We start from the raw sequence: 20,939 nt of genomic DNA on the forward strand, positions 1-20,939 counted from the left end.
CTGAATCTGAAGATGAAAAACGCGTCAGGTGCCAGACGCGGCACCGCTATATATAGTGGCAAAACAGTGAGGTCAAGCGCGGTCGATCACTCGTGCGACTTGGCCAGCAGCCCAGGCAACCCTTCTTCGGCCTTGACCAAAGCAAAGCGTGGCACCTGCTCGCCGTCAACCTCGACGGACTCCTGGAACATCGAAAGAGGCCGTACCCAGAACCCGTATTCACCATACAGGCATTGGTAGAAGACCATCCACTCTTCAGTTTCGGAGTGCTGCGCAACACTGAAGACACGGTACTCAGGCCCCTTGTAGTGCCGGTATACGCCTGGCTGTATCTGCATGTCGCTCACCCTTTTTAATAAAACCTGTAAAAAACAAAACCGGGGCACAAGGCCCCGGCTGCTGTCCCGCGACGCGATCAGACGCGTTCGAAGACAGTGGTGATGCCCTGGCCGAGGCCGACGCACATGGTCGCCACCCCCAGAGTACCGCCATTCTGCTTCATGACGTTGAGCAGGGTGCCGGAAATACGTGCACCCGAGCAACCGAACGGGTGGCCCAAAGCAATGGCGCCGCCGTGCAGGTTAACCTTCTCATCCATCTTGTCGAGCACTTTCAAGTCTTTCAACACAGGCAAGGCTTGTGCGGCGAAGGCTTCGTTGAGCTCGATGAAGTCGATATCGGCCATGCTCAGGCCGGCACGCTTGAGGGCTTTCTGGGTCGATGGCACCGGGCCGTAGCCCATGATTGCCGGGTCGACACCGGCCACGGCCATGGCGCGAATCACCGCCAATGGCTGGATGCCCAAGTCCATGGCGCGCTGGCCAGACATGACGATCATGCACGAAGCACCGTCGGTGATCTGTGACGAAGTACCCGCGGTGACGGTGCCACCTTTCGGGTTGAACGCAGGCTTCAGCGAGGCCAGCCCTTCGAGGGTGGTTTCCGGGCGAATGGTCTCGTCAAAATCGAAGACCTTCAGGAAGCCATTCTCGTCATAGCCCTGCATCGGGATGATCTCGTCCTTGAACTTGCCTTCGACCGTCGCCTTGTGTGCGAGCTGGTGCGAACGCAGGCCGAACAGATCCTGCTGTTCACGGCTGATACCGTGCATTTTGCCGAGCATCTCTGCAGTCAGGCCCATCATCCCGGAAGCCTTGGCAGCATGCAAGGACAGGTGCGGGTTAGGGTCGACGCCATGCATCATGCTGACGTGGCCCATGTGCTCGACGCCGCCAACCACGAATACATCGCCGTTGCCGGTCATGATCGCCTGGGCGGCGGTGTGCAGCGCACTCATCGACGAGCCGCACAGGCGGCTGACGGTCTGCGCCGCCGAGGTGTGCGGGATCGGCGTCATTAGCGACGCCATGCGGGCAATGTTCCAGCCCTGCTCGAGGGTCTGGTTGACGCAGCCCCAGATCACGTCCTCGACTTCTTTGGGGTCGACCTTGCCGTTGCGTTCCAGCAGTTTGGTGATCAGGTGCGCAGACATGTCTTCGGCGCGGGTGTTGCGGTGCATGCCACCCTTGGAGCGGCCCATTGGCGTGCGACCGAAGTCGACAATCACCACGTCTCTTGGATTCAGGCTCATATCAAATCTCTCGCTCTACGCTCAGTTGAAGAAGCGCTGGCCATTTTTGGCCATTTCGCGCAGCTTCGCGGTCGGGTGGTACAGCGGCCCCAGGTCAGCGTACTGATCGGCCAGGGCGACGAATTCGGCGACACCGATCGCGTCGATGTAGCGCAATGCACCGCCACGGAAGGGAGGGAAACCAATGCCGTAGACCAGGCCCATGTCGGCTTCGGCGGCAGTTTCGACGATGCCGTCTTCCAGGCAGCGCACGGTCTCCAGGCACAGCGGGACCATCATCCAGTTGATGATGTCTTCGTCAGTGACTTCACGCTGCTCGAACACGATCGGCTTGAGCACGTCGAGCACGGCGGCGTCGAACACCTTCTTCGGCTTGCCACGCTTGTCGGTCTCGTAGGCGTAGAAGCCCTTGCCGTTCTTCTGGCCCAGGCGGTTGGCCTCGTACAGGGCATCTACCGCCGAGCGGCGCTCGTCCTTCATGCGGTCCGGGAAGCCTTCGGCCATCACGTCGCGGCCATGGTGGCCGGTGTCGATGCCGACCACGTCCATCAGGTAGGCAGGGCCCATGGGCCAGCCGAACTTCTCCATGACCTTGTCGATGCGCACGAAGTCGACGCCAGCGCTGACCAGCTTGGCGAAACCGCCGAAGTACGGGAACAGCACGCGGTTGACCAGGAAGCCCGGGCAGTCGTTGACCACGATTGGGTTCTTACCCATTTTCTTGGCATACGCCACGGTGGTGGCGACCGCCACTTCACTGGACTTCTCGCCGCGAATGACTTCGACCAGCGGCATCATGTGCACCGGGTTGAAGAAGTGCATGCCGACGAAGTTTTCTGGGCGCTTGAGCGCTTTGGCCAGCAGGTTGATGGAGATGGTCGAGGTGTTGGAGGCGAGGATGGCATCCTCTTTCACCTGGCCTTCGACTTCTGCCAACACGGCTTGCTTGACCTTCGGGTTCTCGACCACGGCCTCGACGACGATGTCGACGTGGGCGAAGTCGCCGTAGGACAGGGTCGGGCGGATGGCGTTGAGCGCTTCAGCCATCTTGGCGGGGGTCAGGCGGCCTTTTTCAACGCGATTGCCCAGCAGCTTGGAGGCTTCATTAAGGCCCAGCTGAATGGCGTCTTCGCGGATGTCCTTCATCAGGATCGGCGTGCCCTTGACCGCCGACTGGTAGGCGATGCCGCCACCCATGATGCCAGCGCCGAGCACGGCAGCCTGCTTCACGTCACGGGCGATCTCGTCATGGGCCTTGGCCTTGCGCTTGAGCTCCTGATCGTTCAGGAACAGGCCGATCAGGCTATGGGCAACCGACGTCTTGGCCAGCTTGGCAAAGCCTGCGGCTTCGATTTCCAGGGCCTTGTCACGGCCGAAGTTGGCGGCCTTCTGAATGGTCTTGATGGCTTCGACCGGCGCTGGGTAGTTCGGCCCAGCCTGGCCTGCGACAAAGCCTTTGGCCGTCTCGAACGCCATCATCTGCTCGATGGCATTGAGCTTGAGCTTTTCCAGTTTCGGCTGGCGCTTGGCCTTGTAGTCCAGCTCGCCGCTGATGGCGCGCTTGATCAGGTCCAGGGCACCGGCTTGCAGCAGCTCAGGGGCGACCACGGCGTCGACGGCACCGACCTTGAGGGCGTCTTCGGCACGGTTTTCCTTGCCGGCGGCAATCCACTCGACCGCGTTGTCCGAACCGATCAGTCGCGGCAGGCGCACGGTACCGCCGAAGCCTGGGTAGATGCCCAGTTTGACTTCAGGCAGGCCAATCTTGGCAGTGCTGGCCATGACCCGGTAATCGGCCGCCAGGCACATTTCCAGGCCACCGCCCAGGGCGATGCCATTGATGGCGGCAACGGTTGGCACTTCGAGGTCTTCGAAGGCATTGAAGATGCGGTTGGCTTCCAGGCTGCCAGCTACCAGCTCGGCCTCGGGCAGCTTGAAGTTGTCGACGAACTCGGTGATGTCGGCGCCGACGATGAACACGTCCTTGCTGCTGCTGACGATTACGCCCTTGACCGAAGCGTCGGCCTTGATGGCATCGACCGCTTCGCGAAGCTCGTTCAGGGTCAGGCGATTGAATTTGTTGACGGACTCACCCTTGAGATCGAACTTGAGTTCGACGATGCCACTTTCAAGAGCCTTAACCGTGATGGCTTTACCTTCGTAAATCATCAACTGATCTCCACGATATGGAAGCTAACTGTACACGCCGGTCGCTGCTGCATCAGGCAGGCCATGCCGCCCTGCCCCAGGCACACCCGTCAGCGCGCTAGTCGGGACTATGAACGAGCCGTGTGACATACAAACGCTCAATTCATACGCCCGTTTGATTTGGGTGTGCACACATTCTCCGAAAAGATCAGCGTTGTCAAATGCTCACGCACTGAGTGAAAACGCGACTTTCCGGTCATTTTGTAGGGTCTGGGTACAAAGCATGACGTCAGTGATCGCTGCACATTCATGTCAGCAATTGACCATGGGAAAACAGGCCCGTGCCTGCCAGGGGAAGATTTTTTTCAGCAGATCGCTGGCAGCCGACTACACTGCCAATGGCTTCAAGCATTCCCGGCCTGCCTGGCCTTTTCTGCGCAGCAGAACGCAAAGCGGCGACTTGGCACCCCACCCCTTCAGGGGCTCTGCCAAGCCGCCGCTTTGTCGTTTAACGCGCTTTTTAATTGGCGAGGGGTCAGGCGAGGGTTTCGAGGACGTGCGCAATATCCTGCAATACAGATTTATCGCCCCGCTCGGTCCAGTACAAAGCGATCATGCGGGGGTCGGCCTCAACCTTGTAGACACTGGCCGGCAAGCGCGCAAAGGCCTCGGCAAGCTGCGGATCCTCACACGGCTCGCGCCATTGGTTCCACCACACGCCTGGCGTGACCTGCCAGTAGCAGAAGCTGTCCTCGCGCCCCTTGCGCCGCCCACGGTGGTACTGCGGGCAGGGGCTTGGCGGCTCCTTTTCCAGCCAATGTGGCCATTGCTGAGGCGCCAGCTGCATGGCCAGGCCCATGCGACGCGCTTCCAGGCGCAGGTTCATCTGCTCGCCCTGCTTACGCGACGTGCGCAACCAGGAAAGCGGGCTGAGAATCAGCGCAAGGATTGACACCACCAGCAATACCGTCATATCAGTAGACCCCATAAAGCGTTGCAAATGAGCTGGTTAGCCATTTTTCACGGAAGACCCGCCCGAAAGCGACCATACTTCTTCTATCGCGATTGTCAGGAGTACCGCTCATGCAATACGAACATTTGTTGGTCGCCGTCGACCTGACCGAAGAATGCGACCCGGTGATCAAGCGCGCTATGAAGCTCGCGGAACCCTCAGGCGCCAAGGTATCCCTGGTACACATCGTCGAACCCATGGCCATGGCATTTGGCGGCGACGTGCCCATGGACCTGTCGCAGCTGCAACAGCAGCAGTTCGACCAGGCCAAGGAGCGCATGGAGCGCTTGTACAACAAATACCCGGGTATCAACCGCGGCGATTCCCACCTGACCTACGGCCAGCCACGCCAGGAAATCCACCAACTGGCCAAGGACCAGAAGTGCGACTTGATCGTGGTCGGCAGCCATGGCCGACATGGCCTGGCTTTGCTGCTGGGCTCCACTGCCAACGACGTGCTGCATGGCGCGCCATGTGACGTGCTGGCGGTGCGGCTACAGAAGAAGGAATGATTTGACCTGTACCGGCCTCTTCGCGGGGCAAGCCCGCTCCCACAGGTACGCCACAAGCCTTGAGACATGTGGCGATCCTGTGGGAGCGGGCTTGCCCCGCGAAGGGGCCGGCTCAGGTTAACCGCTGATCAGCCTTCCAGCTCAGCCCAGCGCTCTACCAGCACATCCAGCTCGCCTTGCAGCTTCTCGATCTGCGCCAGCACCGCCGAAGTCTCGGCGATTGGCCGCTGATAGAAGCCCGCCGCATTCACTTCTTCCTGCGCCTCAGCCATGCGCTGTTCGATCGCATCGATCTGCCCAGGCAACATCTCCAGCTCACGCTGCAGTTTGTAGCTGAGTTTCTTCTTCGAGGCGTCGGCCACGGCTGCCGCTGGCGCCGGTGCGGCTTGCACGTCCTGCTTCTCCACTACCGCGCTGTTGAGCTCGGACTTGCCGCCCTTGCTTTCGGTCACGCCCAGCAGCTTGGGCGAGCCGCCCTGACGGATCCAGTCCTCATAGCCACCGACATACTCGCGCACCTTGCCCTCGCCTTCGAACACCAGGGTGCTGGTGACGACGTTGTCGAGGAAGGCCCGGTCGTGGCTGACCATCAGCACGGTGCCCTTGTAGTTGGACAGCACCTCTTCGAGCAGCTCGAGGGTTTCCACATCGAGGTCGTTGGTCGGTTCGTCGAGCACCAGCAGGTTGGCCGGCTTGCTGAACAGCTTGGCCAACAGCAGGCGCGCACGCTCGCCACCCGACAGCGCCTTGACCGGCGTACGGGCACGCTGGGGGCTGAACAGGAAGTCGCCCAGGTAGCTGAGCACGTGGCGGTTCTGGCCATCGATCTCGATGAAATCGCGGCCTTCGGCCAGGTTGTCGATCACGGTCTTTTCCAGATCGAGCTGATGGCGCATCTGGTCGAAGTAGGCCACTTCCAGCTTGGTGCCACGCTCGACCTTGCCCGAGATAGGCTCCAGGTCACCGAGCATCATCTTGAGCAAGGTGGTCTTGCCGGTACCGTTGGCACCCAGCAGGCCGATACGGTCCTGACGCTGCAGGACCATGGAGAAGTCCTTGACCAGCATTGGGCCGTCGGCATGGGCGAAGCTGATATTTTCCAGCACCATGACCTGCTTGCCGGACTTGTCCGCCGCCTCGATCTGGATGTTCGCCTTGCCCTGACGCTCACGGCGCTCGCCGCGCTCGACGCGCAAGGCCTTGAGGGCACGTACGCGCCCTTCGTTACGGGTACGCCGGGCCTTGATGCCCTGGCGGATCCACACTTCTTCCTGGGCCAGGCGCTTGTCGAACAGCGCGTTGGCGGTTTCCTCGGCGGCCAGCGCCGCTTCTTTGTGCACCAGGAAGCTGGCGTAATCACCGTTCCAGTCGATCAGCCCGCCGCGGTCCAGTTCGAGGATGCGAGTGGCCAGGTTCTGCAGGAAGGACCGGTCGTGGGTAATGAACAGTACCGCGCCATTGAACCCGCGCAGCGCCTCTTCAAGCCAGGCGATCGCACCGATGTCCAGGTGGTTGGTCGGCTCGTCGAGCAGCAGCAGGTCAGGCTCCGACACCAGCGCCTGGGCCAACAGCACGCGGCGGCGCCAGCCACCGGACAGCTCGGCCAAGGTCTTGTCGGCAGGCAGTTGCAGACGGCTCAGGGTGCTTTCGACCACCTGCTGCAGGCGCCAGCCGTCACGGGCTTCGAGCTCGTGCTGAACGTGCATGAGTTTTTCCAGGTCTTCGTCGCCCTGGATGTTCTGGCTCAGGTGATGGAACTCGGCCAGCAACGCGCCAACGCCATCGAGGCCCTCGGCCACCACATCGAACACGCTGCGCTCGTCGGCCAGCGGCAATTCCTGCGGCAGCTCGCCGATCTTCAGGCCCGGAGCGCGCCAGATCTCGCCGTCGTCGCCCTTCTGCTCGCCTTTGACCAGGCGCAGCATGCTCGACTTGCCGGTGCCGTTGCGGCCGATGATGCACACCCGCTCGCCACGAGCGATCTGCCAGGACACTTTGTCCAGCAGCGGCATGGCGCCGAATGCGAGGGACACATCGCTGAATTTGAGCAGGGTCATGTTGGTCTCCATAAATCGGGCGCGCATTCTACCTGACTTGGGCCCCCACGGCATTAAGTTGACCACCCGGTGAGGGCTTTACGACATCTGGTCGAACATAATGTCTTGATACAAGCGCTGTGCTTTCATCTGCCGCCGGCAAACGGCTAAGCTAAGGCATAGCTTCCAACAGTGCTGGCTTCGCCGTCACTTCCCCATGGTTCAACTGCCCGGACGTATCATGCGCAGCCGCCTGTTACAGATTGCATCCTGCTTGCTGCTTACCGCCGCCACCGCCAGCGCGGCGCAGGCCCTCGACCTCACTCAACAGCGCCAGTACTACGACGAGGCCAAGCGCGCCCTGGCCAAGGGCGACAAAGGCCCGTACCTGCGCTATGCCCAGCAATTGCGTGATTACCCGCTGACGCCCTACCTGACCTACGACGAGCTGACCGCACGCCTGAAGAGCGCCAGCAACGAAGAAATCGAAGGGTTCCTGGCCAAACACGGCGACCTGCCCCAGGCCAACTGGATGAAACTGCGCTGGTTGCGCTGGCTGGCCGAGCGCGGCGAATGGAACACCTTCGTCAAGTACTACGACCCCAAGCTCAATTTCACCGAACTGGACTGCCTCAACGGCCAGTACCAGCTCAGCCACGGCCTGCGCGCCGAAGGCTATGCCACGGCCGATAAACTGTGGAATGTCGGCAAGTCGCAACCGGCGGCCTGTGACACGCTGTTCGGCATGTGGGCCGCCGAGGGCCAGTTGACCGAGGCCAAGCGCTGGAACCGCACCAAGCTGGCGGCCCAGGCGCGCAACTACGGCCTGGCCAACAACCTGGTCAAAACCCTGACCACCCTCGGCCCGCAAGGGCGCCTGCTGATCGATGTGGCACAGAAGCCCGAGCTGCTCAACCAGCCGTCGCGCTTCACCCCGGTCAACGAGGCCATGTCTGACGTGGTCAGCCTCGGCTTGCGCCGACTGGCCCGGCAGGACCCGGAGCGGGCCATGGCCCTGCTCGACGACTATGCCCAGCGCATGCACTTCTCCCGCGACGAGAAGGTGGCAATCGCCCGCGAGATCGGCCTGACCCTGGCGCGCCGCTACGACCCACGCGCGCTCGACCTGATGACCCGCTACGACCCCGAGCTGCGCGACAACACCGTCAGCGAATGGCGCCTGCGCCTGTTGCTGCGTCTGGGCCGCTGGGAAGATGCCTACGAGCTGACCAAGCGCCTGCCCCAGGACCTGGCCAGCAGCAACCGCTGGAAGTACTGGCAGGCACGCAGCCTCGAACTGGCCCAACCGAACAACCCGCAGATTCCACTGCTGTACAAGACCGTGGCGCGCGAGCGTGACTTCTATGGTTTCCTCGCTGCCGACCGTGCACAAACCCCCTACCAGCTGAACAACAAGCCCCTGGTGCTGAGCCAGCAGTTGGTCACTAAGGTGCGCAATACCCCGGGCATTCAGCGCGCACTGGAATTCCATGCCCGCGGGCAGATCGTCGAAGGGCGCCGCGAGTGGTACCACGTCAGCCGCCACTTCACCCGTGACGAGATGGTCGCCCAGGCACGCCTGGCCTATGAACTGCGCTGGTACTTCCCGGCCATTCGGACCATCAGCCAGGCCCAGTACTGGGATGACCTGGACATCCGCTTCCCGATGGCCCACCGCGACACCCTGGTGCGCGAGGCCAAGGTCCGCGGCCTGCATTCAAGCTGGGTGTTCGCCATTACCCGTCAGGAAAGTGCCTTCATGGAAGATGCGCGCTCCAGCGTGGGTGCCAGCGGCTTGATGCAGCTGATGCCGGCCACCGCCAAGGAAACCGCGCGCAAGTTCAGCATCCCGCTGGCCTCGCCGGCGCAGGTGTTCAACCCTGACAAGAACATTCAGCTGGGGGCCGCGTACCTGAGCCAGGTGCACAGCCAATTCAATGGCAACCGGGTACTCGCTTCGGCGGCCTATAACGCCGGCCCCGGGCGGGTACGCCAGTGGCTCAAGGGCGCTAAACACCTGAGCTTCGATGTGTGGGTGGAGTCGATCCCGTTCGACGAGACGCGCCAGTACGTCCAGAACGTGCTGTCGTATTCGGTGATCTACGGGCAGAAGCTCAACTCGCCGCAGCCGCTGGTGGATTGGCACGAGCGCTACTTCGACGATATGTAAGCTACCCCTTGCAGGAGCAGCCTTGCGCTGCGAAGAGGCCGGTAAAAACACCCTGGATCTTCGGTGTTGTTACCGGCCTCTTCGCAGCGCAAGGCTGCTCCTACAGGACTTCGACCTTCATCCCCACTTCCAGCACGCCACTGCCATCCGCCGCCAGGTTCTGCCCGAACAACACATCCCCTTCTCTCTCGCGGAACGTTTTGAGCGTGGTCATGGGCTCGCGGTCCGGGCTGCGTTCGCCGGTCCGTGGATCGATGGTGGTGAGAATGCACCGCACGCTGGGCTTGAGCACGCGAAACTCGAGGGTGCCGATACGAACCCGCTTCCAGCCGTCCTCGGCGAACGGTTCTGCGCCTTGCACCACCAGGTTGGGCCTGAACCGTAGCATCTCCATGGGCCGGCCAACGCGCCGACTGAGCTCGTCCAACGACCCCTGGCCGATCAACAGCAGCGGAAAACCATCCGGAAACGCCGCACGGTCACTGTTCAAGCCATAACCATTGGGCAGGTAACGCGCCCGTTGCTCCGGGCAATACACCAGCCGCACGTCCTTGCCCAGCAACGCCGACAGCCAGTGCGCCGCCGCCTCGCCAGCATCGGGCACCCGCAGGGTGTCGCGCCAGATAGTCACGCCCCGCAAGTCATCGTCGGTAAGCGGTACAGGCACCCGCAATGGCACCTGCCCTGGGGCCTCCAGCAGCAACTGCCCAGCATCGTCATCGCTCGCCCTGAGCTGGCCGAGCTGTGGCCAGGCACGCTGGGTGAGGAAGCGGCCATTTTCCGCCTCCACCACCATCCAGCGACGGTCACCCAACAACCCCAACTGGCCGACCGGCGAAGCCTGCAGGCTTTGCGCCTGCCCCGACTTCACCGGGTATCGATACAACTCACTCAGAAACATCCCTGCCGCCTCGCGTCATTCGAAACGCCAAGCTTATACCCGGCAGGGCCAGGGATCACGCAGTAGCCGTATCCAGCAGCAGGCGCTGCTTGACCACCTCGACCAGGCGATCCGGCTGGAACTTGGACAAGAAGTTATCGCAGCCCACCTTCTTGACCATGGATTCGTTGAAACTGCCCGACAACGAGGTGTGCAGCACCACGTAGAGCTGACGCAAGCGGGCATCGCTGCGGATCTCGGTGGTCAACCGGTAACCGTCCATCTCCGGCATTTCGGCGTCGGTGAACACCATCAGCAGCTTCTCGCACACATTCTCACCGGCGTCAGCCCAGCTTTTGAGCAGGCGCAGCGCCTTCAAGCCATCACTGGCCACGTGCAGCTTCATGCCCAGTTGCGACAGGGTGTCACGCAGCTGTGCCAAGGCAACGCTGGAGTCGTCCACCAGTAATACTTCACGGCCTCTGGCGCGGGCCAGCACGGGGTCGGCAAGCCGTTCGCCGGAGACCTTGGCGTTGTACGGGACGATTTCTGCCAGGACCTTCTCCACATCAATCACTTCGACCAGTTTCTCGTCGACCTTGGTGATGGCGGTCAGGTAGTGCTGTCGCCCGGCACTGGTCGGCGGCGGCATGATCGCTTCCCAGTTCATGTTGACGATGCGGTCAACGCCCCCCACCAGGAAGGCCTGCACCGAGCGGTTGTATTCCGTGACGATGATAGTGCTGTCCGGCCCGGGTTGCAGGGGCCGCATGCCGATCGCCTGGGACAGGTCGATCACCGGCAGGGTCTGCCCACGCAGGTTGACCACGCCGCAGACAAAGGCATGGCGCTGCGGCATCAGGGTCAGCTTGGGCAGTTGGAGCACTTCCTGCACCTTGAACACGTTGATCGCGAAGAGCTGCCGACCTGCCAGGCGGAACATCAGAATTTCCAGGCGGTTCTCGCCCACCAATTGCGTGCGTTGGTCTACTGTGTCGAGAATGCCGGCCATTGGAAACCCCCAGGCTTGAGTCGAAAAAGTGTATTCATCCACCCTGTATCGGCGGGTTCACGCGCACCTTGACCCTTGCGGGAAAATGCCGAGAAGGTAATTGATATCACTTTACCATCATGCTTTACTGCGGCCACATCGAGGCAGGCCAGTGCCCGTTAGCACCTTGTTGCACCCTGGCCTCCCATCAGGGAAACCCTTAGATGCAATCGGGTGCAACCTGATGTTCGCGATATCCATTAGCCATTAATGTGACGCCATTCTCATTGCATGAATGGAGTCAGGCTTTTGTTCGCTATCGTATCGCCGTGCCCGCCCCTTGCCCGCGCCCAACGCGCCCGAGCGTCCTGATGGACAGTGCCTTATCGTTTGAAGGTGCGTTGCAAGACTTTCTGCTGGATGCGCAAGTCTTGCTGAGCCAGTCCCAGGAATGCCTGCAGCACCTGGAACTGATCGACAACGACGCAGACGCCTGCGGTTGCCTGAACACCGCCCTCGACACCCTCGCGAGGCGCGCCACCCGGCTGGACCTGCTCGAAGTTGCCCACTACGCCACCGTTCTGCAGCAATTGCTCGCACCGGCCTGCCAGCAGCAGCGCCTGCAACGTGAAGCCCTGCCCGCAACCGACGCTTGCCTGACCCTGCTGGCCTGGCAACTCGAGCTGATCGACCCGCGCACCGGGCAGCTGAACCTGGATACCGGCGAACAAATCACATTGCTCAATGAACTGGCCAGCGTGCTCGATCAACCATTACCGCAAGCCTGTGCCGCCTGCGATGAGCGCGGCAGCCACTGCACTCACCCGCATACAGCCACAACAGCCGCCCAAGGCACGCACCCCCGCGTTTCACAATAACTAACAAAAGAGCAACTAAGGGCGTTGTTGGCCAAACTTGGAAGTTTCGCCAACTGTCGCCAGGACTGCGCGCGTGATTATTGCCCTAGTTACACTCGGCATGATTGACAGACGAATAGTGGCTGGCACTTTGCTACTGACTCGAGTCGGACGAACGTGCCGAAACAGCCCGTAAACATGAGGTTTCAAAGCATTGCCCAACAGCGACCAACGCCGTGTGAAGTGTTACCATGCTCGCCAGCGACCGCCTTCAGCCGGCATCAAGGCTGATTGAGGACGTGCCCCGCAAAACATATAAAGTACTGCGCCAAAGCCTCTGCTAAGACTTGTGCAAGGCCTCCATCAGCAATACTTCAGTGGCTTTTCTATCTATGCTCCCACGCTTGAAGACTCTTCTGCGCTGCTGCTCCCGCACTGCCCTGCTGCGCTGGATGACGATCGTGCTGTGCGTGGCCTCCATGGTCGCCAACCTGCTGCTGTACATGGCCGGCCAAGCGATACCGGCCAGCCTGTTGATGCTGCAGGTCGCGGCGATGCTTGGCGTTGGCCTGCACGTGGGCCTGGGGGCCGGGTCGATCCGCCTGCACCCGGCAGAACTGGCCAAGCGCATGCTGATGGTGCAGGAAAGCGAGCGCCAGCACCTGGGCCGCGAACTGCATGACGACATCGGGCAACTGCTCACCGCAGCCAAGCTTCAGTTGCAATGGCTGCAACGGCGTATGCCCGATGAGTTGCACAGCCACTGCGACACCCTGCGCACCACGCTCGACAACGCGCTGAGCAACGTGCGCGATGTCTGTGCCCTGCTCAACCCTCGGCAACTGGCCAGCCTGGGCCTTGAGGCCAGCCTGCGTGCGCACCTGCTGCGCACGCTGGAAAAAACCGATGTGCACTGGAGCCTGGTCTGCAATCAACGCCTGGGCGGCATTGACGAAGCCGTCGCCATGGCGGTGTTTCGCATCACCCAGGAAGCCGTGACCAACATGCTGCGCCATGCCCAGGCGCGCAATCTGTCGATCCGCCTGCAACGCAGCCCCGCAGGGCTTGCCTTGATCATTCAGGACGATGGCCGCGGCTTTGTCCCCGCCAGGCACCCGGCCGAAGCAGGGCAACGCGGTTTGGCCGGCATGCAGGAACGGGTGACGGCCTTACAGGGGCGTCTCGACATCACCAGCCAGCTTGGCGTGGGCACGCAGATCGAAGCGCTGTTCCCGTGGCCGCCACGCACCCAGGAACGCGCCAGGAGCTTTACCGCCCATGACCTGTAGACTGCTGTTGGTGGACGACCACTCGCTGATCCGCGCCGGGGTCCGCGCACTGGTCTCCGACATCCCGGGCTACTGCGTGGCCGGTGAAGCCGATGACGGCAACCTGCTGCTTGAGCACGTGCGCAACCTGGCACCCGATATCGTCCTGCTGGACATTTCCATGCGCTCGACCAGCGGCCTCGATGCCCTGACGCAACTGCGCGCCAGCGGCAGCACCTGCAAGGTGCTGATCCTGTCGATGCACACCGACCCGGACCTGATCATGCGGGCCCTGGAAAGCGGCGCCCATGGCTACCTGCTCAAAGACACCAGCGCGACCGAGCTGGAGCAGGCCCTGTGTGCCCTGCGCAACGGCGAGCGCTACCTCAGCCCGGCGATCGCCCACACCGTCATCAACCAGGCGCTGCTGCATACCCAGCACCGCAAGCAACCGAACCGCGACCGCCACAACCTGACCGCACGCCAACTGGAAATCCTGCGCCTGATCGTGCGCGGCAAATCCACCCGGGAGATCGCCAGTGGCTTGGGGCTCTCGATCAAAACCGTGGAAACCCACCGTTCGCAAATCATGAAACGCCTGCAGATTCACGATGTGGCGGGCCTGGTGCTGTACGCGGTGCGCGAAAAAATCATCAGCCTGGACGACTGAGCAACGGCGAGTCGACCGGCAAGTGCACCTGCAACGCGGCGGGCTTTGCCTCGAAGCGCAGGCTGTCGACCTGCAGCGGCTCACCGTCGAGGTTGATGTCCAGCCCCTGCGAACTCTTGATCTCAACCCAGGGCAGCCTGGCCCGGACAAACAACCCATCCCCGGCCAGCAGGTCGCGCAACGCCCCCACCACTTCCTGCGGCGCTGGCAGTATGGCGACATCCAGCAGGCCATCGTCTGCCAGCGCCTCCGGGCACAGTGCCTGCCCACCGCCGGCCTGCCGGCCATTGCCAATGCCCAGCGCCAGCAGATCACCCTGCCAATGGAAGTCGGGGCCCTGTAGTTCCACTGAGGCCGCCTGCAACTCGCTGAAGCGCGACAGCCCCGTGAACAGGTAGGCCGCAGCCCCCAGGACCTTTTTCAGGTCCTCCGAGGTGTTGGCCGTAACCTGGCTGCCGAAGCCGCCGGTGGCCATGTTGAGGAACAGGTGATCACCGACCTGGCCCAAGTCGATAGGCCGCGCCGGAGTATTCAGCAGTGCCAGTGCGGCGTCCGGCTCCAGCGGCACGCCCGCAGCCTTGGCGAAATCATTGGCGGTGCCCAAGGGCAACAGCGCCAGGCTGGCCTGGGACGCTGCCAAGCCCATGGCTTCAGCGACATCGCGCAACGTGCCATCACCGCCGCCCGCGACAATATGGGTGTAGCCAGCGGCCAGCGCCTCGCCCACCAGGCGCTGAGCGTCCCCGGCTTCCCAGGTGACCCGCACATCCAGAACCCAGCCGCTCTCGCGCATCGCCAGCACGGCACTGCGCAGCGCTTCGTTCATCGCCTGCTTGCCGTGCAGGATCAACATTGCCTTGCGCCCTTGCATCGCGCTTCTCCATGAAAAAATAGCTAACCCAGATCTCGACCACCGGCACACACCGATCGTTGCATGCCCAGCACAATAACACTGGATTTCACCCATTTTTTACACGCCCGCGAATGCACGGCTATGCTCAGGAAAGCCACCTTTGACAAGTATTTGACCCAGGTGAATAAATTTACCAAAGAGTCAAACTATTGACTTTTTATCACCTGATGTCTGCTCCACCGACAGCCATGGACGCGCCCCGGCAGCAGTGATCGGCTGACTGCCGACGGGCGCGTCTTTTTATCCGCGATCTGTTACGAGGGTTCCGGGTCATGCGCATTCTCTGGACACTGCCCTACTTACCCTGGCCGACCACCAGCGGCGGCAAGACTCGGCAATATCACCTGCTGCGCGAACTCGCCCAGCGTGGGCACCGGATCACCCTGTTGGTGCAGTCCAAGATCCCCCTGAACGATGCGGCCCGTGAAGCCCTTGAACCCTGGGTCGAGCGCCTGATCGTGTTGCCCAGGCGCGCCCTGCACAGCCCACTCAACCTGCTGGCGTCACCGATCATCGACTATCCCATGCGGGCGATCATCAATGGTTTGGCGCCCTGCCTGAGGCACCGCTTCGAGCAACTGCTGGACGAACCCTGGGACGTCATCCAGATCGAGCACAGCTACAGTTTCCAGCCGTTCGAAAAAGCCCTGCAGGCGCGCGGGCTGCCCTTCATGCTCAGCGAGCACACCCTGGAATCGGTGATGGGCGGCGCCTGCCATGACCGCCTGCCGCTGTGGCTGCGCCCGCTCAATGCATTCGACCGCTGGCGCTATCGGCGCTGGGAGCAGCGGGTGCTGCGCCAACCCAGCGAAGTGGTGGCGGTCAGCAGCCACGACGCCGAACTGATCGCCCAGATCAGTGGGCGCCCGGTAAATGTGGTGGTCAGTGGCGTGGACTGCGATTTCTACCAGCACGTGCAACCGGCGTTGCACAGCCAGCGCCTGCTGTTTGTCGGCAACTTCGAATATGGCTCGAACCTTGAGGCCATCGAATGGGCGCTGGAAGAGATCATGCCGCAGGTGTGGATGAGTAACCCGGCCGTGCGCCTGGCCATAGCCGGCCACGCCCTGCCGGCCAGCTGGAAGCTGCATTGGAACGACCCACGCATCGAGTGGGTCGGCTACCGCCCCGACCTGCGCGAGCTGCAACGTCGTTCGGCACTGTTCTTCGCCCCGCTGCTGTACGGCGGAGGGTCCAAGGTGAAGCTGCTCGAAGCGATGGCTGCGGGGCTGCCGGTCATCACCACCAGCAAGGGGGTATCAGGGCTGGCCGTGAACAACGGCGAACACTACCTGGGCAGTGACGATGGCGACCAACTGGCCCTGCTGATCACCCAACTGCTCAACCAGCCTTGGCGCATGGCCCAATTGAGCGAAGCCGGCCGGCAATTCGCCCGCCAGCGTCACGATTGGAGCATCGCCGCCCAGCAATTGGAAAACGTGCACATGCGCCTCAACCAGGTGCAGCCCGCCAGCGCAACGCCACTGGCGGGCGGCTGGCTTGGGCGCTCAACCAAGTAGCTCGCTGAAAGGGATGAACGGCACACTGTCGCCCTGCTTCGGCGTACTGCCTTCACGCACCTCGACCAAGCCCTCGGCCCAGGCCGCGCTGCGCAGCACGCCAGAGCTCTGGTTTTTGTAGATACGCACCTGGCCCTGCTCGATGCGTGCGCGCAGGTACTCGCGGCGCGTACCTGGCTTGGGCCAGTCGAAGCCCGCTGGCATGTCGAAGCGCAGCGGCGTGACATCAGCCACGCCCTGACGGCGCAACAGATACGGCCGGGTCAGCAACCCGAACGTGACCAGCGTGGACGCCGGGTTGCCCGGCAAACCAATCACCGGGACGCCACGAAAGTGCCCGAAGGTCAGCGGCTTGCCCGGTTTGATCGCCAGCTTCCACAAGGCCAACTCGCCGGCCTCGCGCAGGGCGGCACCCAGGTAATCAGCCTCGCCCACGGAAACGCCACCGGTAGACAAAATCAAGTCGACATCGCCCAATGCCGCCAGGCATTCACGGGTGCGCGCCAGGTCATCGGGCAAAATCCCCGCATCCCGCACCTCACAACCCAAGCGTTGCAGCCAGCTGACCAGCAAGCGGCGGTTGCTGTTGTAGATTTGCCCTGGCCCCAGGGGCAGGCCAGGCTCGATCAGCTCGTCACCGGTCGACAGCACCGCCACGCGCACTTTACGCACCACATCCAGACGGGCCTGGCCAAGGGTCGCGGCCAAGCCCAGCTCGATCGGGCCCAAGCGTGTGCCGGCGCTCATCACCTGCTCACCCTGGCGTGTTTCCTGGCCTTGCGGGCGAATGTTCTGGTCGACCTTCAGCGGTTCGAGGAAGCGCACTCGGCCGTCGTCAGCCACTTCGGCGTTTTCCTGCATTTCGACGCAGTCAGCGCCAGCCGGCACCGGCGCGCCGGTGAAGATGCGGGCACAGGTACCCGGCTGCAGCGGCTGCGGCGCATGGCCGGCGAAGATGCGCTGGCTGACCGGCAAGGGCTCACCCTGCCAATCCGCCAGGCGCAGGGCATAGCCGTCCATGGCGCTGTTCGGCCAGGGCGGCAGGTCGAGCGAGGCCACCAGGTCCCGCGCCAGCACGCGCCCCTCGGCGTCGGCCAGCGACACATTTTCGGTTTCCTGGATGGGTGCGGCTTCTGCCAAGGCCAGCAGCCGCGCCAGTGCATCTTCCACCGGCATCAGGGGCCGGGCTTGGACAGACTCAACCACGGCTTTCACAGGCCGCTGCCTGCTTCAGGTGGGGCACGAAATTGCACGGGCGATGGCGGGCATCGAGCTGCTCGGCCAGGATGCCGTCCCAACCGGTGCGTACCGCATTGGTCGAGCCCGGTAAGCAGCACACCAGCGTGCCATTGGCCAGGCCAGCGAGGGCCCGCGATTGCACGGTGGAGGTGCCGATGTCGGCCACGGAAATCTGCCGGAACAGTTCACCGAAACCATCCACCTGTTTGTCCAGCAGGCAAGCCACGGCCTCCGGGGTGCTGTCGCGGCCGGTGAACCCAGTACCGCCGGTGATCAATACCACCTGCACTGCGTCATCGGCGATCCAGGTCGCGACCTGGGCGCGGATCTTGTACAGGTCGTCCTTGAGCAATACCCGCGATGCCAACTGGTGGCCGGCCGCAGTCAGGCGATCGACGAACAGCTGACCGGAGGTGTCATTGTCGAAGGTGCGCGTGTCGCTGACCGTCAACACGGCGATGTTCAGGGGCACGAAGGGGGTATCTGCCTTGGCTTTCATGGGGGTCCGTCACAAGAAGATGGGATGGCGCATTTATAACACAGCACCCCCCGATACAACCTCGTGCCCCTGTGGCTTGCCCTTGGTCAATACCCTGGCTTTACCGCTATGCTGCACTGGAAAGGAACTTGCGTGGACGCCCTGCGTCTTAAAGTCATCTAGCACTGTCGCACTGGAGAAACACGATGATTCAACGGACCCTTCCCGCCTTCCTGCTTGCCTTGGGCCTGGGCGCCCTCGCCGGCTGCGCATCGCCGACCGTCATTACCCTGAATGATGGCCGCGAGATCCAGGCAGTGGACACCCCGTCCTTTGACGAGGACTCTGGTTTCTACGAATTCGAGCAACTCGACGGCAAGCGTACGCGCCTGAACAAAGACCAGATTCGTACCGTCAAAGAGCTGTGATTCAGCCGCCCTTTTTGGCAAACGCCCTTTTAACAACAAGGGCTTGCGTGCGAAAAAGGGATGCAGTAGGATTTCGTTCATCGGAGTGTAGCGCAGCCAGGTAGCGCGTCTCGTTCGGGACGAGAAGGCCGCAGGTTCGAATCCTGTCTCTCCGACCAAATCCTATTCAAAAAGCCCGCCTTGCGCGGGCTTTTTGTTGTGCGCGAAAAAATCCCCCTGACCTGTAGGAGCAGCCTTGCGCTGCGAAGAGGCCGGCGCAGGCCTACCCATCAGTGGTGCCTGTACCGGCCTCTTCGCAGCACAAGGCTGCTCCTACAGTCAGTGACGCAACTTATTGCTCGGCTCAGCTTTTGCCCATAGCTGGGCACTATCTGCTTCAGCTTGGCCTGCCATTAGTTGTGCGTAAGAAATACCGCTGACCTGCAAAATACCGCCGACCTGTAGGAGCAGCCTTGTGCTGCGAAGAGGCCGGCGCAGGCCTACCCATCAGTGGGTGCCTGTACCGGCCTCTTCGCAGCACAAGGCTGCTCCTACAGTCAGTGAAGCAACGCTACTTATTGCTCGGCTTGTACCGGCACATACAGCAGTTGCAGGCGCTCGCTGCTCCACGCCCGGGTCTGGTTGGTCAGCGCCAGGTCGTTGTTCAGCTTTTGCCCATAGCTGGGCACGATCTGCTTCAGCTTGGCCTGCCATTCAGGGGTTTTGAGGCGGTCCTTGAAGGTCTTCTCCAGCACGGTCAGCATGATTGGCGCGGCGGTCGAGGCACCCGGGGAAGCTCCCAGCAGTGCAGCAATGCTGCCATCCTGGGCGGCGACCACTTCAGTACCGAACTGCAACACGCCACCGAGCACGGGGTCCTTCTTGATCACCTGCACGCGTTGACCGGCCTGCAGCAGCTTCCAGTCTGCGTTCTTGGCGTTGGGGAAGTACTCGCGTAACGCATTCATGCGGTCATCGAAGCTGAGCATCAACTGCCCCATCAGGTAGGTGCTCAGGTCGATGTTGTCGATGCCGGCGTTCACCATGGGCAGCACGTTGTGGCTGTTCAGCGAGGCGAACATGTCCAGCAACGAGCCCTGCTTGAGGTACTTGGTGGAGAAGGTCGCGAACGGCCCGAACAGCAACACTTGCTTGCCGTCGATCATCCGGGTGTCCAGGTGCGGGACCGACATCGGCGGTGCGCCGACCGAGGCTTTGCCATACAGCTTGGCCTGATGGCGTGCAACCACGTCCGGGTTATCCGTCATGAGGAATTGGCCGCCCACTGGGAAGCCGGCATAGCCTTCGGCCTCGGGGATGCCCGATTTTTGCAGCAGCTTGAGCGCGCCACCCCCGGCACCGATGAAGACGAACCGGGCGTTGACTGCCACTTCGTGACCGCCCTTGGCCAGGTCGGCCACCACCACACGCCAGGTGCCATCGTCGTTGCGCACGATGTCACGCACTTCGTGGCTGAGGTTCAGGGTGACGTTGGGGTTGCGGGTCATCGACGCGAACAGTTGACGGGTGATCTCGCCGAAATTCACGTCGGTGCCGATCGCCATGCGCGTGGCGGCGACTTTCTGCGCAGGGTCGCGGCCTTCCATCACCAGCGGTGCCCAGTGGCGGATCTGCTCGTGGTCCTCGCTGATTTCCATGCCACGGAACAGCGAGCTGTGCTGCAGGGCATCGACGCGTTTGTGGAGGAAGGCAATGTTGTCGTCACCCCAGACGAAGCTCATGTGCGGCACGTTGTTGATGAACGACTTCGGGTTGCTCAGCACGCCTTGCTCGACCTGGTAGGCCCAGAACTGCTTGGACACCTCGAACTGCTCGTTGACCCCCACGGCCTTGCTGATGTCGATGCTGCCATCCTTGCCGACACTGGTGTAGTTCAGCTCGCAAAACGCGGAGTGGCCGGTGCCGGCGTTGTTCCAGGCGTTGGAGCTTTCTTCGGCGACCTGGTCCAGGCGCTCGTAGACGTCGACCTTCCAGTTCGGCTCAAGCTCCGTGAGGTAAGTGCCCAGGCTTGCACTCATGATGCCGCCGCCAATCAGCAGAACGTCGACGGTCTTTTCCGGCTCCGCGGGTTTGGAGCAGCCGATGACGCTCAGGCAAAGGAGCGTCAGCAGTATTTTTTTCATTAGCTCAATCCAATTGATGTGAAGGATTGGCAGTCGTTGCCCCCGGCATGCACGCCCGGATGTTGTTGTGTTTTAGCTGGGTGTTTCGCGGGATCGGGGCACG

At 62.2% G+C, this 20,939-nt stretch carries 18 protein-coding genes and 1 tRNA gene; 8 read left to right on the forward strand and 11 right to left on the reverse strand.

The window, feature by feature from the left end:
* Positions 1-86: 86 nt before the first annotated feature.
* From QOS90_RS24705 to QOS90_RS24720, 4 genes are all read right to left on the reverse strand, one after another.
* Positions 87-338 carry a DUF1653 domain-containing protein gene (locus QOS90_RS24705; RefSeq protein ID WP_027596627.1) on the reverse strand — a complete coding sequence of 84 codons (252 nt, stop codon included), beginning with the start codon at positions 336-338 and terminating at the stop codon, positions 87-89.
* Between the two features lie 77 nt (positions 339-415).
* A complete protein-coding gene (fadA, locus tag QOS90_RS24710; protein ID WP_027596628.1) occupies positions 416-1,591 on the reverse strand; it encodes an acetyl-CoA C-acyltransferase FadA in 1,176 nt (391 codons plus the stop codon).
* Positions 1,592-1,612: 21 nt separating this feature from the next.
* Positions 1,613-3,760, reverse strand: coding sequence for a fatty acid oxidation complex subunit alpha FadB (fadB, locus tag QOS90_RS24715; RefSeq protein ID WP_085274211.1), 2,148 nt, complete (start codon positions 3,758-3,760; stop codon positions 1,613-1,615).
* Between the two features lie 514 nt (positions 3,761-4,274).
* Entirely contained in the window at positions 4,275-4,712 is a 438-nt protein-coding gene (locus tag QOS90_RS24720) for a hypothetical protein (protein WP_085274210.1), read from the reverse strand.
* A 110-nt stretch (positions 4,713-4,822) separates the two neighbouring features.
* Here QOS90_RS24720 and QOS90_RS24725 point away from each other — a divergent pair, with 110 nt between their 5' ends.
* A complete protein-coding gene (locus QOS90_RS24725; RefSeq protein WP_085274209.1) occupies positions 4,823-5,263 on the forward strand; it encodes a universal stress protein in 441 nt (146 codons plus the stop codon).
* Positions 5,264-5,391: 128 nt separating this feature from the next.
* Here the strand turns inward: QOS90_RS24725 and QOS90_RS24730 are convergent, their stop codons facing one another.
* The gene (locus tag QOS90_RS24730; protein WP_027596632.1) at positions 5,392-7,320 is read right to left on the reverse strand and encodes an ATP-binding cassette domain-containing protein; all 1,929 of its coding nucleotides are present in this window, start codon (positions 7,318-7,320) and stop codon (positions 5,392-5,394) included.
* 220 nt (positions 7,321-7,540) lie between these two features.
* Here QOS90_RS24730 and QOS90_RS24735 point away from each other — a divergent pair, with 220 nt between their 5' ends.
* Positions 7,541-9,469 (forward strand): transglycosylase SLT domain-containing protein, encoded by a 1,929-nt coding sequence (locus tag QOS90_RS24735; protein WP_027596633.1) that lies wholly within the window; start codon positions 7,541-7,543, stop codon positions 9,467-9,469.
* Between the two features lie 100 nt (positions 9,470-9,569).
* Here QOS90_RS24735 and QOS90_RS24740 read toward each other — a convergent pair whose 3' ends face one another.
* Together QOS90_RS24740 and QOS90_RS24745 are read right to left on the reverse strand one after the other, a co-directional pair.
* Entirely contained in the window at positions 9,570-10,370 is an 801-nt protein-coding gene (locus QOS90_RS24740; RefSeq protein WP_085274208.1) for an MOSC domain-containing protein, read from the reverse strand.
* A 55-nt stretch (positions 10,371-10,425) separates the two neighbouring features.
* Positions 10,426-11,361 (reverse strand): chemotaxis protein CheV, encoded by a 936-nt coding sequence (locus tag QOS90_RS24745; RefSeq protein ID WP_027596634.1) that lies wholly within the window; start codon positions 11,359-11,361, stop codon positions 10,426-10,428.
* A 350-nt stretch (positions 11,362-11,711) separates the two neighbouring features.
* Between QOS90_RS24745 and QOS90_RS24750 the strand changes: the two genes are divergently transcribed.
* From QOS90_RS24750 to QOS90_RS24760, 3 genes are all read left to right on the forward strand, one after another.
* Positions 11,712-12,218, forward strand: coding sequence for a histidine kinase (locus tag QOS90_RS24750; protein WP_085274207.1), 507 nt, complete (start codon positions 11,712-11,714; stop codon positions 12,216-12,218).
* 371 nt (positions 12,219-12,589) lie between these two features.
* Positions 12,590-13,486, forward strand: a complete 897-nt coding sequence (locus QOS90_RS24755) for a sensor histidine kinase (protein ID WP_085274206.1) — start codon at positions 12,590-12,592, stop codon at positions 13,484-13,486.
* On the forward strand, positions 13,476-14,135 hold the full coding sequence (locus QOS90_RS24760) for a response regulator (protein WP_085274205.1): 660 nt from the start codon (positions 13,476-13,478) through the stop codon (positions 14,133-14,135). The genes QOS90_RS24755 and QOS90_RS24760 overlap by 11 nt, the downstream gene beginning before the upstream one ends.
* Here the strand turns inward: QOS90_RS24760 and yegS are convergent.
* The gene (gene yegS, locus QOS90_RS24765; RefSeq protein ID WP_085274204.1) at positions 14,119-15,006 is read right to left on the reverse strand and encodes a lipid kinase YegS; all 888 of its coding nucleotides are present in this window, start codon (positions 15,004-15,006) and stop codon (positions 14,119-14,121) included. The genes QOS90_RS24760 and yegS overlap by 17 nt on opposite strands.
* A 314-nt stretch (positions 15,007-15,320) precedes the next feature.
* On the opposite strand from yegS, the gene QOS90_RS24770 reads away from it, so the two are divergent.
* Complete coding sequence (locus QOS90_RS24770; RefSeq protein WP_085274203.1) at positions 15,321-16,568, forward strand: glycosyltransferase family 4 protein; 1,248 nt, start codon at positions 15,321-15,323, stop codon at positions 16,566-16,568.
* Here the strand turns inward: QOS90_RS24770 and QOS90_RS24775 are convergent.
* Together QOS90_RS24775 and moaB are read right to left on the reverse strand one after the other, a co-directional pair.
* The gene (locus QOS90_RS24775; RefSeq protein WP_172960421.1) at positions 16,557-17,744 is read right to left on the reverse strand and encodes a molybdopterin molybdotransferase MoeA; all 1,188 of its coding nucleotides are present in this window, start codon (positions 17,742-17,744) and stop codon (positions 16,557-16,559) included. The genes QOS90_RS24770 and QOS90_RS24775 overlap by 12 nt on opposite strands.
* A gap of 22 nt (positions 17,745-17,766) precedes the next feature.
* Positions 17,767-18,306 (reverse strand): molybdenum cofactor biosynthesis protein B, encoded by a 540-nt coding sequence (moaB, locus tag QOS90_RS24780; protein WP_027596641.1) that lies wholly within the window; start codon positions 18,304-18,306, stop codon positions 17,767-17,769.
* Positions 18,307-18,491: 185 nt separating this feature from the next.
* Between moaB and QOS90_RS24785 the strand changes: the two genes are divergently transcribed.
* Both QOS90_RS24785 and QOS90_RS24790 read left to right on the forward strand, forming a co-directional pair.
* Positions 18,492-18,713: a YgdI/YgdR family lipoprotein gene (locus tag QOS90_RS24785; protein WP_027596642.1), complete on the forward strand. Its 222-nt coding sequence runs from the start codon at positions 18,492-18,494 to the stop codon at positions 18,711-18,713.
* Positions 18,714-18,794: 81 nt separating this feature from the next.
* A tRNA-Pro gene (locus QOS90_RS24790) sits at positions 18,795-18,871 on the forward strand.
* A 396-nt stretch (positions 18,872-19,267) separates the two neighbouring features.
* Here the strand turns inward: QOS90_RS24790 and mqo are convergent.
* Positions 19,268-20,836, reverse strand: coding sequence for a malate dehydrogenase (quinone) (mqo, locus tag QOS90_RS24795; RefSeq protein ID WP_027596643.1), 1,569 nt, complete (start codon positions 20,834-20,836; stop codon positions 19,268-19,270).
* Positions 20,837-20,939 lie beyond the last annotated feature (103 nt).

Source organism: Pseudomonas sp. LAIL14HWK12:I10 (assembly GCF_900184205.1).
Classification (GTDB): Bacteria; Pseudomonadota; Gammaproteobacteria; order Pseudomonadales; family Pseudomonadaceae; genus Aquipseudomonas; species Aquipseudomonas kermanshahensis.

Excerpts from the sequence above, each read along its gene's own strand:
- QOS90_RS24705 (WP_027596627.1), bottom strand. The coding sequence starts at position 338 with ATGCAGATACAGCCAGGCGTATACCGGCACTACAAGGGGCCTGAGTAC.
- fadA (WP_027596628.1), bottom strand. The coding sequence starts at position 1,591 with ATGAGCCTGAATCCAAGAGACGTGGTGATTGTCGACTTCGGTCGCACG.
- fadB (WP_085274211.1), bottom strand. The coding sequence starts at position 3,760 with ATGATTTACGAAGGTAAAGCCATCACGGTTAAGGCTCTTGAAAGTGGC.
- QOS90_RS24720 (WP_085274210.1), bottom strand. The coding sequence starts at position 4,712 with ATGACGGTATTGCTGGTGGTGTCAATCCTTGCGCTGATTCTCAGCCCG.
- QOS90_RS24725 (WP_085274209.1), top strand. The coding sequence starts at position 4,823 with ATGCAATACGAACATTTGTTGGTCGCCGTCGACCTGACCGAAGAATGC.
- QOS90_RS24730 (WP_027596632.1), bottom strand. The coding sequence starts at position 7,320 with ATGACCCTGCTCAAATTCAGCGATGTGTCCCTCGCATTCGGCGCCATG.
- QOS90_RS24735 (WP_027596633.1), top strand. The coding sequence starts at position 7,541 with ATGCGCAGCCGCCTGTTACAGATTGCATCCTGCTTGCTGCTTACCGCC.
- QOS90_RS24740 (WP_085274208.1), bottom strand. The coding sequence starts at position 10,370 with ATGTTTCTGAGTGAGTTGTATCGATACCCGGTGAAGTCGGGGCAGGCG.
- QOS90_RS24745 (WP_027596634.1), bottom strand. The coding sequence starts at position 11,361 with ATGGCCGGCATTCTCGACACAGTAGACCAACGCACGCAATTGGTGGGC.
- QOS90_RS24750 (WP_085274207.1), top strand. The coding sequence starts at position 11,712 with ATGGACAGTGCCTTATCGTTTGAAGGTGCGTTGCAAGACTTTCTGCTG.
- QOS90_RS24755 (WP_085274206.1), top strand. The coding sequence starts at position 12,590 with ATGCTCCCACGCTTGAAGACTCTTCTGCGCTGCTGCTCCCGCACTGCC.
- QOS90_RS24760 (WP_085274205.1), top strand. The coding sequence starts at position 13,476 with ATGACCTGTAGACTGCTGTTGGTGGACGACCACTCGCTGATCCGCGCC.
- yegS (WP_085274204.1), bottom strand. The coding sequence starts at position 15,006 with ATGCAAGGGCGCAAGGCAATGTTGATCCTGCACGGCAAGCAGGCGATG.
- QOS90_RS24770 (WP_085274203.1), top strand. The coding sequence starts at position 15,321 with ATGCGCATTCTCTGGACACTGCCCTACTTACCCTGGCCGACCACCAGC.
- QOS90_RS24775 (WP_172960421.1), bottom strand. The coding sequence starts at position 17,744 with ATGCCGGTGGAAGATGCACTGGCGCGGCTGCTGGCCTTGGCAGAAGCC.
- moaB (WP_027596641.1), bottom strand. The coding sequence starts at position 18,306 with ATGAAAGCCAAGGCAGATACCCCCTTCGTGCCCCTGAACATCGCCGTG.
- QOS90_RS24785 (WP_027596642.1), top strand. The coding sequence starts at position 18,492 with ATGATTCAACGGACCCTTCCCGCCTTCCTGCTTGCCTTGGGCCTGGGC.
- mqo (WP_027596643.1), bottom strand. The coding sequence starts at position 20,836 with ATGAAAAAAATACTGCTGACGCTCCTTTGCCTGAGCGTCATCGGCTGC.